This window comes from Gabonibacter massiliensis, from assembly GCA_001487125.1.
Lineage (GTDB): Bacteria > Bacteroidota > Bacteroidia > Bacteroidales > Marinifilaceae > Gabonibacter > Gabonibacter massiliensis.
Map to the genome: position 1 here is coordinate 1691755 of LN913013.1, position 16359 is coordinate 1708113.

Annotated in this window: 12 protein-coding genes; 4 read left to right on the top strand and 8 right to left on the bottom strand. The window is 38.2% G+C overall.

Annotated features, from left to right (window positions below; all coding sequences use genetic code 11):
• Nucleotides 1-148: 148 nt before the first annotated feature.
• The 6 genes from BN3283_RS11415 to BN3283_RS11440 form a co-directional block, all read right to left on the bottom strand.
• A complete protein-coding gene (locus BN3283_RS11415; RefSeq protein ID WP_059026707.1) occupies nt 149-1732 on the bottom strand; it encodes a PKD-like family lipoprotein in 1584 nt (527 codons plus the stop codon).
• Between the two features lie 23 nt (nt 1733-1755).
• On the bottom strand, nt 1756-2454 hold the full coding sequence (locus BN3283_RS11420) for a DUF4843 domain-containing protein (RefSeq protein WP_059026708.1): 699 nt from the start codon (nt 2452-2454) through the stop codon (nt 1756-1758).
• A gap of 15 nt (nt 2455-2469) precedes the next feature.
• The gene (locus BN3283_RS11425; RefSeq protein ID WP_059026709.1) at nt 2470-3948 is read right to left on the bottom strand and encodes a RagB/SusD family nutrient uptake outer membrane protein; all 1479 of its coding nucleotides are present in this window, start codon (nt 3946-3948) and stop codon (nt 2470-2472) included.
• An 11-nt stretch (nt 3949-3959) separates the two neighbouring features.
• Nucleotides 3960-7334, bottom strand: coding sequence for a SusC/RagA family TonB-linked outer membrane protein (locus tag BN3283_RS11430; protein WP_082027566.1), 3375 nt, complete (start codon nt 7332-7334; stop codon nt 3960-3962).
• Nucleotides 7335-7577: 243 nt separating this feature from the next.
• The gene (locus BN3283_RS11435) at nt 7578-8759 is read right to left on the bottom strand and encodes a FecR family protein (protein WP_059026710.1); all 1182 of its coding nucleotides are present in this window, start codon (nt 8757-8759) and stop codon (nt 7578-7580) included.
• A gap of 148 nt (nt 8760-8907) precedes the next feature.
• On the bottom strand, nt 8908-9468 hold the full coding sequence (locus tag BN3283_RS11440; RefSeq protein ID WP_052634512.1) for an RNA polymerase sigma factor: 561 nt from the start codon (nt 9466-9468) through the stop codon (nt 8908-8910).
• A gap of 234 nt (nt 9469-9702) precedes the next feature.
• Here BN3283_RS11440 and BN3283_RS11445 point away from each other — a divergent pair, with 234 nt between their 5' ends.
• Together BN3283_RS11445 and BN3283_RS11450 are read left to right on the top strand one after the other, a co-directional pair.
• The gene (locus BN3283_RS11445; protein WP_041503025.1) at nt 9703-9933 is read left to right on the top strand and encodes a helix-turn-helix domain-containing protein; all 231 of its coding nucleotides are present in this window, start codon (nt 9703-9705) and stop codon (nt 9931-9933) included.
• Nucleotides 9934-10014: 81 nt separating this feature from the next.
• Nucleotides 10015-11301, top strand: coding sequence for a site-specific integrase (locus tag BN3283_RS11450; RefSeq protein ID WP_070807508.1), 1287 nt, complete (start codon nt 10015-10017; stop codon nt 11299-11301).
• Between the two features lie 363 nt (nt 11302-11664).
• Here BN3283_RS11450 and BN3283_RS11455 read toward each other — a convergent pair whose 3' ends face one another.
• Complete coding sequence (locus BN3283_RS11455) at nt 11665-12144, bottom strand: DUF2059 domain-containing protein (protein WP_041503027.1); 480 nt, start codon at nt 12142-12144, stop codon at nt 11665-11667.
• Nucleotides 12145-12258: 114 nt separating this feature from the next.
• Between BN3283_RS11455 and BN3283_RS11460 the strand changes: the two genes are divergently transcribed.
• A complete protein-coding gene (locus BN3283_RS11460) occupies nt 12259-13617 on the top strand; it encodes a S28 family serine protease (protein ID WP_059026712.1) in 1359 nt (452 codons plus the stop codon).
• Here BN3283_RS11460 and BN3283_RS11465 read toward each other — a convergent pair.
• Nucleotides 13606-14835 carry a 3-deoxy-D-manno-octulosonic acid transferase gene (locus BN3283_RS11465; protein WP_041505490.1) on the bottom strand — a complete coding sequence of 410 codons (1230 nt, stop codon included), beginning with the start codon at nt 14833-14835 and terminating at the stop codon, nt 13606-13608. The genes BN3283_RS11460 and BN3283_RS11465 overlap by 12 nt on opposite strands.
• 256 nt (nt 14836-15091) lie before the next feature.
• Between BN3283_RS11465 and BN3283_RS11470 the strand changes: the two genes are divergently transcribed.
• Complete coding sequence (locus BN3283_RS11470) at nt 15092-16306, top strand: DUF4252 domain-containing protein (protein WP_059026713.1); 1215 nt, start codon at nt 15092-15094, stop codon at nt 16304-16306.
• Nucleotides 16307-16359 lie beyond the last annotated feature (53 nt).

Here is a 16359-nt window from a genome sequence, read left to right on the forward strand (position 1 = left end):
TGTATGTGTTTTTGTTTATTATTATCCTCTATTTAACATATTTTATGTTATATGGTCTCTATCCTGTTACCTGTTTCGATTTCACAAGGCACAAAAAAGAGCCGTCGTTTCGACGGCTCTTGACATACTTTGCACGTTAATACAAACGTTACTGCCAGAACGTAAATTCCGAAGTATGTTTGTAGATCACATCAACAATTCCGTCTCCAAACCCTGAGCACCGGTACAGAACTTCTGGTTTATTATAGTATAATGCAGCATCGGTCATGTGATAAAAATAGAACTCCCCGTTCGAAAGCCCGACACCTAAACCGGGATACCCGGACCACATAGAATAGGTATATCCCTCATTCGGACAAAGAGCGGTTACGGATTTCCCGTTAAAATTATCATGTACGAACGTCTCGCCATCCACCATACGGTAACAACACAAGAGATCATTATTCGCTCCCCCGCTAAAGAATAAATACTCTCCTGTCTTATACAAAAAGAATTTGCTGTTCGGCGTGATGTATTCACCCCCGGAAAAATCTTTTTGCAAGTATGCTTCTTCAATAGTCACACCTCCACTTGATCTTGCCGGAACCCCAAATTGTTGAATCTTATATTTCCCGGAAGGATCTTTCAATATCATCACGTATTTACTGCTTCCGCCGTCCCATTCGTAGTCGCCATAAGCGGCGACATAGGTCAACTCCATATCTCCTAAATTATCCAAAGGAGTATAATTCTCTGCCGGCCAGCCATCTTCACAGAACAAAACCACCATAGCAGCCAAATTAGAACCGAAACAAGCCGAATAAATCAAACGGCGGTTGGTTTCGTCATGTAATAAAAAGTTATTGGTATTCGTGTAAATCGGTTGAATTAACCGTTCGATTTTACCTCCTTTAACTCCGTTATCCACGTCTATATACATAGGTACATTCACGTAAGCATTAGAATGGAAACCTTCATTAGACAACATCTCCCGGTTATACAATTTTCCATCCGCATTCAACAGAACATTAATGGATGGGTGATAGCAAACATCAACAGGTGCAAGATTAGCAGGAGGATTTTCATTCACAAACTCTTGTTTTGTAGTAATCACCCTTTCAACGGTCGTCCCGTCCACCTCTACGCATCCGTCTCCGCCCTTCTGGATTACTAAAAATTCACTCTTATTCATCCCTGCAATATGTTGAATTACCTTCTGTGGCCCCGTCCCTAAATCAGTTCCGTTCACATCCTTATAAACATGATAATAGATTTTATAATCCTTAAAATCTTTCGGATCTCCGAACTCCATAAATCCTTGTACCTTAACAAAACCCAACCTTGACGTTTCTCCCTCTTTGTACAAAACCACAAAACAATCCTGATAAGGAGAAACACCACTCAACAATAACGTACCGACATATTGAACCCCCGTACGGGTATCCGTTGCCTCCAATCTAAAACGATATTCACGAATTTGTAAAGGAGTGAATTCCAATATCTTTTTATTGGAAACAGAGTCCTTCCCATCATACCATATATACGTAAAATAAACCGAATCGGCAGGAACTTCATATTCGACCTTAGGATCGTAGGTGACAGGCTCCCCCACTATCGCCTGCAACGAAGCCATAGTTCCTTTATTAATAGTCAATCCCGGCAATTCAATATATTTGTAATTCCCTTCATCTTCGATACAGGACCAAAAACCCAAAAGTCCAGCTATCAAAATCAATATATATCTTGTCTTCATTGTCATTCTATATTTAATGATTCTTAATTCCCTAATACCGGTACACTCGATAACATCAACGAGTTATCTTCATCATAACACGGGTCACCCATTTCCGACAAACGAATCAACTCGTTTTTAAACTCGAGGGCCAATGCCCGTCTCTCATCGTAATTGTAATCCGTCAGGTCTCCGACTTTCGTCACTTCCATAAACTTTCTGAATTTTGTCACGGTATAGGGACCTAAAAATATTTTTTCAACCTGACCACCTTCCGGCCACCACGTGGGACGAGTTACTTCATCACTAAACCATATGATTTTCCGTGTATAAATCGTCTGCCCAGGCATTAAATCTCCCCCGGATTGAATCTCAACGACGAGTCTGACTTTCCGGGTTAAATCCACTTTTTTCAACGTCAGATAAAGCGTATCTTCCGTTTGGTTCGGCTTAAAATATATCTCTTCGGGAAGTCCGTATTGACTCGGTTTAGCCGTTGTCTCATCCTCGACCACCTTTATCACAAATTTCGTTTTTTCCTTCAGAGGATCACCCACTAACTTTACTGCTAACGGTATCTGCAAATCATTCGCCCAAGAATAGAAGAAAAAAGAGTATTCAAGGGAATCGGTCCAAATATCAGTAAACTGCACGTAATGCTCAGGACCATACATTGGAATCTCCTCTTTACTGCAAGAGATCAGTAAAGATATTCCTATCAAAAGAGAAAATAATCTTCCCATAACGATTTCATTTTATTAGTAAATATTTTCATTTTCAGGGACAGGCAACACAAACTTGGATTTGTCCATTTGAATGATCTGTGTTCCGCTAACGATCGGTCGGTTCAAACGTTTAAACAAGAAAAAAGCTTGTCCTTCCGCCAAATACTCTTTCTTCCCCTCCCAAATCAATTCGTCCGTATAATTATCGGCAGAAATCTCCCGCAATGCTCCCCGTTTCGCCCGGACTTTATTCATATAAGCCACTCCTTCTGCCTTTGTAGCTTCTTTAGCCACAAGACATTCACTCAAGATATAATAAATTTCACTCAAACGCAACACGGGAATTAAAGGTTCTTGAGCATGAACCAACTGCTCGTCGGTATCCAAATCCAACCATTTTTTAGTTACTACATTACTTGATCCCGGAATCGGTTGACGTTGATAAGCACGATAATCCAACCCGTCATTCCGGCCCGTAAACATGGCATCCCAATCTTTTACGTACATACCGGCTTTTGTCGAGGTTTTAAAGTCCGCAATTTTTTCCAACAAATGATCGTCATAAAGAGCGAAAATAATATCGTTCCAGTATTTCACGTAGAATTTTTTATCTACGGTAGAAACAAAATTCTTTTCCGTGAAATCAATCCTATCTTCTCCTCCCTCATCCGACACGTAACGTGTTAAAATACCCCGGCAATACTTCTCGGCATTCGTCAGATCTCCCGCGTACATATATGCCCGCGCCAAGAGTCCCTGAATCGCCATATAGTTCATCCGCCCGCCTCTCAGGGTAAAGAAACGTCCGCCTTCAGCAGCATCGGAAACCTGTAAACGAGCTTCCGGACTTGCCATATACCACTTATTATAAACCGTATCGTAACTTGCCACTAAATCTTTTGCCGTCAAAAAATCCTGTATCACCAATTCCATAATCTGGGATACGGTCTTTTTGCCTTCAAATTTAGAAGGGTATACATTAAAATAAGGAATATAACTGCCGCCATCACCCGTAACGGGTGCCGGAGCAAACAAACGTAACAGATCGAAATGAATAAAGGCCCGTAAAGCGAAAGCTTCGCCCATAATCAAATTCTTTTCAGCATCGCCCAATTCAAAGAAAGACCCCTTTTTACCCTCTATCTCGCTGATCAGTTTATTGCAATTGGCTATCGCCTTATAAGACTTCGACCAGATCGTAGAAATAATCTCTTTATTCCCCGCTAATCCGTACTGGTATTTTACCAAACCGGAATAAGCTTGCTCTATATCATTATCGTCATATGTTTGAGCTAAAACACTCAAGAATCCCCAGGATAGTTCCCGTCCGTAAAGCTCTTGCGAAGAGAGCATTTCATAAACTCCGTTCAAGGCGTTTCTAAAACCCTCGCCATTTTTGAAGAGCTCCTCGTCCGTCACCTGATTTTTAGGCGAAACATCCAACCATTTATCACATGAAGAGAGTGATACAAGCAGCAGGATGACTATAAATATATTTCTATCTATTTTCATAACCGACTATTTTAAAAACTTACGTTTAATGTAAAATCAAAACTTCTGGCAAAAGGATAAGACAATCCTCTCTCTTGTTTTACACTCGAGAAATGGGCCACGTCATTCATCTGGAACTGTAACCGCAACATACTCAGTCCAATTCGGTTGATCAAATCCGTATTAAAATCATAACTCAAAGTCAATGCTTTGAAATCTACCCGATTATTCTTCTGAACAAAACGAGAAGTAGGACGTGTCGTGTACTCGCGTTCCTTAATAGATTTCAATTTCGTGCGATCTCCCGGATTTTGCCAACGCTGAGTAAGAACGCGTTTATCCGCATTCGCGTATCTTAAATCCACATTTTCTACCTTATCCACCAAGGTCTGATTGTATTCATACCCTCCGAAATCATAAGTAAAAGTGGCGAACAATGAAAATCCTTTATATTGTAGATTCACACCAAAAGCTCCTGTCACGTCAGGTTCCGTATCTCCTAAAATCATTTGTTCCGAAGCGATCCAATCATAACCGATTGTTCCGTCCCGATAGACATAGATCTCCTTGCCGTCGCTCGGATTAATACCCAATGACTTCATACCCCAGATCGAAGTTAATGATCCGCCCTCGGTATATTTCATCAAAGGTTTACTGTACTTGGAATCTTTCCAATTTGAATCGTAATCCGCAAACTCGGCATTCACCCGGTCATTATATTCTTTAAGCGACTCTGAGATTTTCCGGATTTTATTTTTATTATGAGCCAAATTTCCGAATACAATCACATTCCAATCTTGATTTCTCAAAACAGTAGCCCGAACGTCCAACTCAATTCCTTTGTTCTGAACTTCTCCGATATTATCCTTATAACTCGTAAAACCTGTAGAGGCCGGTAAGGTTACATCGGAAATTAAGTCTTTGGTTATCTTATTATACCAACCGATTTTAAATTCAAGAGCATCCTGCAAAAAGCCCAACTCCAACCTCACATCATAATTATCCGTTATCTCCCAGGTCAAATTATCATTACCCATATAGTAGAGTTGTAATGCATTTCCGGTCCCATAATATTTTTTGGTAATCTCATAAGTATGTTTGGCCGCATAAGGTTCGAAATCAACTTTTCCCGTTTGTCCGAAAGTTCCGGTAACTTTCAGTAGACTCAACGTCGGATTACCCTTTAAAAAAGAGTAATTATGTATGTTTAAACCCACACCGAATGAATAGAAAGGAGCTGTTCTTTTCTTAGAGCCGAATTCAGAAGAACCGTCCAGACGAAAAGAAGCGTCGAACAGATAGATATCGTCATACGAATAATTCAATGCCATCAATCCACCGAATAATCGGGTATGATTATCCGTGTAAGTCGGCTCCTGAGTCTCTTCCGCATAACTCGGAGAACTCAATGTTCCAGAGGGGAATCCTCTGTAATAAGTAGATGTTTGGTCATAACGCTCTTCCCGGGCATTAATACCGATAGAAAAATTTATATTATGCTTGGCAAAGGACTGTACGTAATTAGCCATCACTTTCAAATCCCAACTTATCGCTTCCATTTTCGTTTTGGACAAATCACCGCGTAACGCTTTTGATTCGTACACGCTTTTAAATTTATCCGACAGCGGATCCGTGAAAACTTTCGTCCACTCATCTTTTTTGGTGATCGAGAACTGTCCCTGTACCTGCATACCGGTAAAAGCATACCAATTGACTTGAAAATTATTAGTCAAATCACTATACCCTCCTTTATCATAATTATTTAAAATCTTAGCTTCGTAAAAAGGATTTTTCGTGTTGGAACCGTAATGCCAGGGTAAGGTCTTCAAATAATCCCCGTTTTCATCCACAAAAGGCACATAAGGCAATCGTGTTGTATATTCGCTGAAAGTACCATAAGGAGAATTGGTCGATTTTTTTACATCATAACTGACTTTATTCTTGATTTGAAGATGTTTACTCCGATAATCAATTAAAAAACCGGTTCCCACAACTTTACGACCCGAACCTTTCATTACACCGTTCTGAACATCATATCTTAAATCAACCCCGAAACGAATATCGTTCACACCACCTTCAATATATAAACTGTGCTTATGATTAAATTCATTTCGCAGAGGTTGAGAGATCCAGTCACTATCGACCCCTTTTAGAACATTGTTCCGTTTAGCAATCAACTCTTGTTGTAACTGCTGATACTGTAAATCGTCATCATTTTCATAAAAATCGGCAGCGATCTCCGCATCCAGTTTTTCTCGGGCATTCATCAAGTTGTAGTCCGAAAGATCAGGTACGGTCAAACCTCCGGTGAAATTATAGGAAGCTCTCAATTTACCGGGAGTCGGAGCCTTTGTTTCTATAACAACGACTCCGTTAGCAGCACGAGAACCATAAATAGCCGTCGCCGCGGCATCTTTCAATATAGTTATGCTCTCAATCCGGTTGGGATCAAAATCATACACCTTTTCAACCGTCGTCTCATAACCATCCATGATAAAAATAGGTGTATTGGGATTATTCTTTAAAGCCGTTTGAGAAATAGAGGATTTATCCAATTCCTTTACACCTATTCCGGAGCGTCCGCGAATATAGAATTCCGGCATGGTATTCGGATCCGATCCCATATCGTTGTTTCGCATGATACGAAAAGAAGGATCGAACACTTGCAACACATTAATTACATTCCGGGAAGAAACCTTTAACAAGTCTTCTTTCCCTATTCGAATCGCATTTCCGGTAAAACTGGATTTCTTAATGTTGGCATATCCCGTGACCACAACATCCTTCAATGTTTCGGTTGCCTCTTTCATGATCACCTTTATATGAAGGGAATCTTTGATAACAATCTCCTGAGTCTCCATACCGATAAAAGAGAATACCAACGTTAACTTTGCCGTATCCGGAACAGACAACTTAAATTTTCCTTGAGGATCGGAACTAACTCCAATGGTAGTTCCCTTAATTCTGACGGTAACGCCGGGAAGCGGCTGTTTCGATTCATCCATGATCTCCCCCGTAACGGTTTTCTCTTTCTTTTCATCTGCCGAACGGGCCGTCAGCACAAAGATATCATCGACTACCTTGTAGGTTAAATTCGTGTTTTCCAAACATTTGTCCAATACCTCCCGGATAGTCTTTTCTTTCATGTCCAAATCAAATCTGTTCGTAGATTTTACTTGTTCGTGATTGTAAAGGATTTCACACCCTATCACGTTCGTTAAATATTCCAGCGCGGAGAGCAAGGTTACATCTTTAAGATGTACTGTAACGATCTTGTTTTGTTGACCATACAGATTTTCTCCGAAAATAGACAAGACCGTAAAAAGCTGGATAAAGAGAACTATACTCCCTTTATAAAACAACTTTCTACACCTGTTTCTAAAGAATGAATGATCGTTTTTTCTCATTTTTGTAGTAGTTAAATTATAAATAATTATTCACACATTTTTATCGAATTCATTGGTGACGACAGCCTCTCAATAAATACTTTTGTCCCCGACGGACAATCTAATTATTTCAACAACAATAACCGTATCGGATTTTTCATGATTTTTTAATCAGATTTCACATACATACCATTAATACATACAACTCTCTACTTCATCTTATAGTCAAGATGAATAATTTCATTTCAAATCCGATATGGTTAATTATTCACATTTCATGACCTTCACGGTCTTGTCTTTAACATCAAATTTTACATCTTTGGCCGTTAACTCCAAAATTTCAAATGCTTTGGATATCTTCTCGTATTTTGGAATAAACCCCGAAAAATGATAGTCCTTAATAGATTGATTCGTATAAAAAAGATTCACATCATACCAACGGGCCAATGTTCTCATAACCACTTCCAAACGTTCGTTTGAAAAATAAAATTTATCATTTTTCCACGAAATTGAATTTACGGCATTGACTTTCTTTATTTCGATTTTATTCTCCGTAATCTCCAATGCTTGATTTGGAGTAAGCCTGTAATTTTTATCCGCTTTAGCAACCTCCACGCTCCCGCTTAACAAAACGATACGCGAAACATCGTCTTCTTTGTAATTCGATACATTAAAACAAGTTCCCAAAACTTTAATCGAGAAACCTTTGCTTTCAACAACGAAGGTCCGACTTTTATCAGATTTTACCTCAAAATAAGCTTCTCCTTCCAAATATACTTTGCGTTCTTCAGAATTGAAAACCAATGGATATCTTAATTTAGAATCTGAATTTAAATAGACGACAGTTCCATCTGGCAGTTGCACGCAAAACTCTCCTCCACGCCCGACGACTAAAGTATGAATGTCATTTCCCGCATTTGTATCCGTTAGCGATGTTTCCGTCGAATAATATAGAGTAGATGAATCGTTTTTGAAACGCATACCTGTACTATCCATCATCTGAACTTGATGTTCCTGCCCTAATTGAATTTCTCGTTTGTCGGAGAGAATCAATGTCGCTTTCCCTGTCCCCGGTAAAATATTATTTTGGACAGTCATTACAGACACCCGTTCTTCGTTCTTTTGGTCTTGTCCAGGCCAATAAAGAAAAGCTCCCCCTATTAATAATAAAAAAGAAGCAGCATATCCGACAAAACGAATCCAATGATATTGTTTCTTTTCTCGCTTTGAAATTTTACCCCAAACTTTTTCCGGTTCTATCTGTTGATAAAGTTGGTACTGTTTCAAAGCATACCGTTCATCTAATAAATGCTCGTATAATGCTCTGTTTTCGGAGGATTGTGCAATCCATTTATCCAAAACAACTTTTTCATCCATATCAATAGTCCCTTTAATCATTTTAATGATTAATTCTGATATGATTTCTATGGTTGCTTCTTTTTCCATTCTTAATTTTGGATTACAATTCATGTATATGACAAAAAATAACGTCCCGAGGGTGACAATACTTGTTTATTTTTTTTATCAAAAAAAACATCAATCTATAACATATTGCATTTCAATGCTTCTCGCACTTATTCATATCTGTGTATTTTTATAGATTCGGTATAAAAAGTAATAATAACGGGAAAAGGTCTTTCAGATTTTCTTTTAAAAATTTACGTGCTCGCAATCGTTGAGTTTTCACTGTGTTTTCCGAAATATCTAATATTTCGGCAACCCGATTAACTTCAAGTCCCTCTATATAACTTAATTTGAATACTTTCTTACACTCTTCCGGGAGACGTTCTATCGTATGAAAGATTTCTTCTATCACCTCGTTCTCGATACGTTGTAACAAGTAATTTTTATCATCGTATTCTTCTTGATGAAATTCTTTCATTTTCTCACCAACGTAAGCTTGCTTCTTCACGTGATTAATACAAGCATTATAAACAGAACTATATAAATAAGATTTCAGTGATGTCTTTTTTGTCAGCTCTACGTTCTTATTCCACAGAGCTATAAATGTATTTTGGACAATATCTTCTGCTTCATCGAAATTTTTTACTATACGATGCGCAAAAAGGCACAATCCCGGATAAAATTTGCAAAACGTCTCTTTGCATTTTTCATCTGTCGCGAAAATTGAAGTATAATGTGTTAATTCCGCCATACATCAGATGTATTTTATAACAAATATACATATCCGTATGGTATATGACAAAAAAAATTAACAAACGGGTGACATTATATCAAAAAAATATTTTTTGGGTAACAAAAAGAATCGTTACTCGTTAATATTACAGAGATTACTACTTATTGACTTAGTGGCACATAACATTCTGCTTAGTACTGCTAAGTACAAAAATATTATTTTTCAGTTACTTCGCATAGGTAAGTTGTTGGTATGAAATCTAAGATAGATCTACAAGTCATTGAAAAAATCAAGAAACGCCGCTTGGAATTGAAAGTTTCCCAGGCAGAGTTAGCTTATGGCATAGGTGTATCCTTAGGTTTTATCGGGCAAGTCGAGAGCCTGCACTATCCGGCAAAATATAGTGTAACGCAACTCTATCAAATCGCACAGTATTTGGAGTGTGCCCCCGGGGATTTTTTTCCTCATATCGACAATGAATAAATAATGGCAATAGAAGAATTGATCTTCAAAAACTGGCGTATCAATTGGCATATTTATCGCCCGTTTGGAAAAATACAATTTATGAATACAAATATAGATCGAATTATTGGTCGAATCAGATTTAGTCTATTCAGGCCAAAGGCAAATTGGAGTTTGATACAAATCCGTATGATGTTGTCAGATGGTAGGTTTACTTATTATTTACCGCGTCAACTGAAAATCAATCCTCTATACTGGGATAATCAAAACGGTTGTGCTGTTATAGACAGTAGAGTAAATGCAGATTTAAAAGGGAACCCGATATTAAAAAAACATTTGCTGAATATAAATTCAGAAATAGAACAAACCAGAAATACACTTATTGATATTCTGCAAGAATGTCAAAGGAAAAAGCAAGTTCCTACGGTTTCACATGTAAGAAATCAAATCCGTTTCAAATTAGACCCTAAAACCAATCTCTCCTCCTCTTGCGATTTATTAAAGTTTGTCCACTATTATTTGGAAGATGTATCGGACTATCGTCCTTCCACCTTGACAAGTCATTGGTGTAGTGTCAAGATCTTGAAAACATATTTCGATCATAAACGAAAAAGACTTCGCTTAGACCAGATAGATCTTGATTTTTATAATGATTTTACAAAGTATTTAATAGTTCACAACTACAAACTAAATACGGTCGGAAAAATTATCAAACATATAAAGACTTGGATGCGTCGTGCGTATGAAAAAGGCTTTACCGTAAGCGATGATTATAGAAAAAAAACGTTTAGAAAACCAACAGAAGACAAAGAAACAATCTATCTGTCAACACAGGAGTTGAAACAAATCGACCAATATGACTGTGCCGTCCATTTGGAAAAAGTAAAAGACATGTTCATTTTGGCTGCTTACACGGGATTACGGTTTTCCGACTTTTCCAGACTAAAAAGAGAGAATATAACCAAGAATAATACCATCCGGCTTCAAACACAAAAAACGAACGAGATCATTGAAATTCCTTTGCACCCCATCGTAAAAAGAATTATTCGAAAATATGATTTCGGTTTTCCTTCCGTACCCTCTAATAGTCTATTTAACGAATATATCAAAAGAATAGCTAAAGGAGCAGGTATAAAATCGGCTATTATTATTGAAGAGACAAGAAAAAATCAGAAAGTGCAAAAAATCTTGGAAAAATGGCAACTGGTGACAGCCCACACGGCCCGCCGCTCGTTCGCCACGAATGCTTATCTGGCGCACGTACCGACACTTGCCATCATGAAAATTACGGGACATTCTTCCGAGAAAGTTTTTTTACGTTATATCCGCATAACGCAAGAAGATAACGCGAGACAATTGCAGGAACATCCTTTTTTTAAAGGATTATAATCCATTCTGGCTTACATCATGGCCGACAAAGAATAATGTCCCAATACAACTCATTTATAATTAATGCATAAGTAATTGTTCAAATTGTCCGTCGGGGACAATAACATATTAAAGCCGGTAAACAAACACAGGATTAAGAATCTGAAACATATTCTCACCAAGCAAGTATAGATAAAAACAATTTCCCTCACTTTATATCATATCATAAAGTCGTAAATCACATACTCGCGAATATTGAAGGAATTAACGTTATTAGAGATCATCGGTATTTCCAAAAGTAATACTTGGCAATATGGTATTTTTTATAAAAATGGGATCATCTAACGAAAGATGATCCCATTTTTGTGTCTCGTTAAACAGGTATTATTGCATGGGCAAATATCCTTTGTCCTGTAACATTTTTTGAATTTTCATGACAACTTGTTGACCCCATTGTTGTCCAATTTGCATACTACCTTGCATAATCAGAGGTTGGGCTGCAGCCAATTTTTTCCCGATCGGAGTTTCGTAAAATTTAATAATCTCTTCCAAATCCGTCTTTGTCAATTGCTTTTCATAAACAGGAGCCATCATCGTTATTAAATCATCTAATGCCGTCTTTTCTACCTCTGCTTGAATAGCATCAAGAGCATCTGCCGGAACATTGGGAAGCTGTTGCTTAATTGCTGCAAACATCTGGGGAACCATCATTTTAAAAGATAAGTCTGCACCCGAGATCTGCATCATTTTTTTCAATGTTTCAACATACTCTTTTGAAGGCTGAGTTGCCGGTGCTGTTGTTTGTGCTTTTGTTCCAACCCATACAAAAAGGGTTAAAACGACCATGATCATAATCTTTTTCATAAATCCTTTTTTAAATTATTCTGCAAGTATATCGATTTTACATGAAAAGCTATCATAACTCGAAGAAAAAATAAAAATATTTTATAAATTGCCGTCTAAATAAAACAATGGATCATGAAACATCTATTTCTTTTTCTTATCACAATGGTATTTATGTCAGTTACCTCATTAGCTGACACTTCTCTATTAAAAAGATTGCAAGAAATTAAAGAAATCTCCGATATCAAAAAAATGGATATATCTCCGTACAAGGAATACTACGAATTTTGGTTCGAACAGCCTGTTGACCATTCAGATCCGAGTAAAGGGAATTTTAAACAAAGAGTTTTGTTGGGACACCGCGATTTCAATGTACCCATGGTTGCCGTTTTAGAGGGGTACGGCATCCACACGGCAAACGAAAGTGAACTTTCTGAACTTTTTAATACAAACCAGATTACGATAGAACACCGTTTTTTCAATCAAAGCGTACCCTCATCCGGAATCCCCTGGAAATACCTCACGATTAAACAGGCCGCGGCCGATCAGCATAACATCATACAGGCCATCCGGAAAATATACCCCGGTACCAAATGGATATCCACAGGGATCAGTAAAGGAGGGCAAACCACTATATACCACCGTTATTTCTATCCGGAAGATGTAGAAATAAGCGTCCCTTACGTGGCTCCCATGAATTTGGAAGCTATTGACCCCCGATTGGAAAAATATTTGGACAATTTGGGAGGAACTCCCGAACACCGGAAATTGTTTGAAGGCGGAGGCAAAGATATCAAATGGCAGATCATCGATTTCCAGAAACGATGTTTTGAAAATCTAAATACGCTCGTGCCCAAGATGCAAGAATTTGCCCGGGACCATAACTATACCTTCCTTACGGTAGGCGGAGTAGAGAGAGCTACCAAATTGGTTATTTTGGAATTCCCGTTTGCCTTCTGGCAATGGGGAGCCGACATAAACGATATGCCGACAGAAGATTCCAGGGATATGAATGAAATTTTTAACTATTTGGTAACCGTATCTTCTCCCGATTTCTTCGACGATAAATCCATCGTGAAACTTCAACCCTTTTATTATGCAGCCTTAACGGAAACCGGTATGTACGCTTATGACATCAAACGATTCAAAAAATATTTTAAAGAAGAACCCGATAATACCATTGATTTCCATTTCGCATTACCTGCCGGAATCGACAAGGTTTCTTTCAACACGAAGCAATTACAGGCGATCAACAAATGGCTTCAAACGAATGCTCAAAACATGTTGTTTATATACGGGGGACTTGATCCCTGGAGTGGAACAGCCGTGGATTTAAAGAAAAACGAGAAGTGTTTGAAATACGTGAAAGCGGATATGGACCATAAGTGTAGAATACAGAGTTTCGAAAACCTGACAAAATCAGCTATACTCAAAAAATTGAATAGTTGGATTAAAGGTATCGAAGAAGAAGAATCAGAGGAATTAATTTATTAATTGACGAATAATCTGGTCGGTAGCTCCCAACCGACTACAAACAAAATTCAGGGCATTCGTTCCGGCCGTCTCCGTGATTGCCGGATTTTTTATTAAGGAATCCATAAGAGCCGTAAATTCATCCGTACTTTTTATCGTAAATGCCCCTCCGCATTCCAATAAATCCACAGCTTCTTTAAACTTATGAAATTTAGGACCAAAAATAACCGGAACTCCGTAAATGGCAGCTTCCAACGTGTTATGAATCCCTTTACCGAACCCTCCCCCGATATACGCGATCGCCCCGTAACGGTAAATAGAAGAGAGTAGCCCTATGCAATCGACTAATAGAACCCGACAAGCGGCAAGATCTGCCCGCTCATCCGTAAAACGAGCTATTTTTTTCTTACAACCGTCCATAATTTGTTTCAAATGGCTCTCCCCGATTTCATGCGGCACGATGATCCATTTATAAGTATCATCTTGCCTGTTAATATAATCGAGAATAATTTCTTCATCTCCGGGCCAAGTACTTCCACAAACGACAGCACGTTTATCCGAACAAAAAATCTCTACCCGATCAATTTGTTTGGCAAGATCCGCAATTTGCTTTACCCGATCAAACCGCGTATCACCCGTTTTTTGAACGTTAGTAATCCCAATAGACGACAAGAGCCGGACAGACTCTTCATCCTGTACAAAAAGTTTCGTGAAGAATCCCAACATCTTCCGATGCAAACCGCCCCACCATTTAAAGAATGGTTGTTCTTTTCTGAATATGGCCGAAATCAAATAAACGGGAATCCGACGTTTGCTTACTTGGCGCAGATAATTATACCAATACTCGTATTTTACAAAAACAACGGCATCAGGACGTATGGAATCCAGAAAATGCCGAGCATTTGAAGGAGTATCTATAGGCAAATAGAATACATAATCGGCACCGGCGTAATTTTTACGTATTTCATAGCCGGAAGGTGAAAAAAAAGTCAATACTATTTTTGTCGTCGGTTCCTTTGCACGTAACATCTCCATAACAGGACGCCCTTGCTCGAACTCCCCCAACGAAGCAGCATGGAACCAAACCAATTTACCCTCTCCCCGATCTATATTTTCCAACTTCTCCCCAAGACCTTTTCTCCCCTGTATCCATAAAGAAGCTTTTTCATTAAAGCAAGCAGCAATACGAATTGCAAAAAGATAAAATACAATACCGATATTATATACAAATACAGACATACCTTATGATTTTAACTTATGAATCTCCGATTTTACCCCCAATTTAATATTTTCTACGGCAGAATTTTTTCCTTTAAATAGTTTTCACCGTAATTTCCTTTGATGTTTTATCACGCCTCAAAGGTATAAAAATTCTAACCTGATAGCATAACTTTTGTAAATAACGTTAAGCATAAACGATCATCTTGATTATTCATTAATTTTACCGGAGAATTAACACGAAAATCAGTCACAATATAAATTAAAAACTTAAGTTATGAAGATTCTGAATCTATTCATGGGCATTATGATGAATACCATTCTCATTTTCCCACTCCAAGCACAAATTGGAAAAGAGATGAAAACCTTCCGTAACAAAGAAGGAATAACCGTGACCATGCTGAACCCGTCACTTTACGGATTATATAAAAAGAATAATCTTTCGCTCTCCGCGGAAGAAGTACTTAAAAAGGTAAAAGAAATCAATGTTCTTCAGATTGACCGCCAACAAATAAAAGCCGACGTCCTCGAGAATATATACCATCGGTTAAATCCCCTATTAGAAAACGAGTCAAAATACAACCAAGTGCAAAGTTATCAAGGAGTCACGAGAAATGAACGTATTTTCGTCACGCAAAATGACGATACGATTACTTCCCTGGTTCTATGGAATGAGGAAAAAAATAAAACTACGATCATCGAACTGAGGGGAGATATCGAATTGAACAAGATTCATCTATTGGCAAATGCCCTTCAGGTAAAGGGTATGGACGTTCTCGCCTACATCAATGCACCCGAACAGGAAGAAGAAAACATCCTGGACAGACATCAGGAACTTTTAAAAAGATTCTTACAAGAAAACCCCTTTCATAATGACTCTACCACGCTAAACGGATTTTTAAAAAATCACCGGGAGCGATTGGGTAGCATGGACGAAATGTTTGCACGAATGCAAGAAATGATGGAAAACATGGGGAATTCATTTGAATATCGACAAGGAACGACTTCAGACAACGGCTTCGAAGAGTTTATGTCCAACGGCTTAGAGGTCATCCAAGAAAACGGAAAAACCAAGATTAAAGTCAATGCTCAAAATTCGAAGATCATCTATTTAATCGACGGAAAAGAATTTTCTGCCGACAGTATAGGTAATCGTATTCCGGATGAAATCGCCACCGTTAATATGGTTCGTTCTCCCGAAGATCCCAAAACGTCCTATGTCGTGATCAATACCAAACAAAAAGCCGGCAGATTCATCAGTTACGCCGACGGTATTTTAAAATTCAATCACGAGCATCAGGATTATACCTTTAACATAGATAAACTGGACGAGCCGATTTTAATCATTAATAACCGATTAACCAGAAATTTGGATATCGATCCGGCAGATATTATCCAAATCCGTCCTATAACCGAAATCGAGAGTAAAATATTGGGATATCCGTCTGCCCAGGTCATTATCATTGTCGATAAAATGATATTCGGTTTCTAACTTTTCCAATAAAAAACCGTATAGCTGCAAAAGAGAAAGTCGTCTTTCATCTG

Bases quoted from the DNA above. Each gene is read 5' to 3' on its own strand.
- BN3283_RS11415 (WP_059026707.1), bottom strand. From the start codon at position 1,732: ATGAAGACAAGATATATATTGATTTTGATAGCTGGACTTTTGGGTTTT.
- BN3283_RS11460 (WP_059026712.1), top strand. From the start codon at position 12,259: ATGAAACATCTATTTCTTTTTCTTATCACAATGGTATTTATGTCAGTT.
- BN3283_RS11465 (WP_041505490.1), bottom strand. From the start codon at position 14,835: ATGTCTGTATTTGTATATAATATCGGTATTGTATTTTATCTTTTTGCA.
- BN3283_RS11455 (WP_041503027.1), bottom strand. From the start codon at position 12,144: ATGAAAAAGATTATGATCATGGTCGTTTTAACCCTTTTTGTATGGGTT.
- BN3283_RS11430 (WP_082027566.1), bottom strand. From the start codon at position 7,334: ATGAGAAAAAACGATCATTCATTCTTTAGAAACAGGTGTAGAAAGTTG.
- BN3283_RS11470 (WP_059026713.1), top strand. From the start codon at position 15,092: ATGAAGATTCTGAATCTATTCATGGGCATTATGATGAATACCATTCTC.
- BN3283_RS11420 (WP_059026708.1), bottom strand. From the start codon at position 2,454: ATGGGAAGATTATTTTCTCTTTTGATAGGAATATCTTTACTGATCTCT.
- BN3283_RS11450 (WP_070807508.1), top strand. From the start codon at position 10,015: ATGAATACAAATATAGATCGAATTATTGGTCGAATCAGATTTAGTCTA.
- BN3283_RS11425 (WP_059026709.1), bottom strand. From the start codon at position 3,948: ATGAAAATAGATAGAAATATATTTATAGTCATCCTGCTGCTTGTATCA.
- BN3283_RS11435 (WP_059026710.1), bottom strand. From the start codon at position 8,759: ATGGAAAAAGAAGCAACCATAGAAATCATATCAGAATTAATCATTAAA.
- BN3283_RS11445 (WP_041503025.1), top strand. From the start codon at position 9,703: ATGAAATCTAAGATAGATCTACAAGTCATTGAAAAAATCAAGAAACGC.
- BN3283_RS11440 (WP_052634512.1), bottom strand. From the start codon at position 9,468: ATGGCGGAATTAACACATTATACTTCAATTTTCGCGACAGATGAAAAA.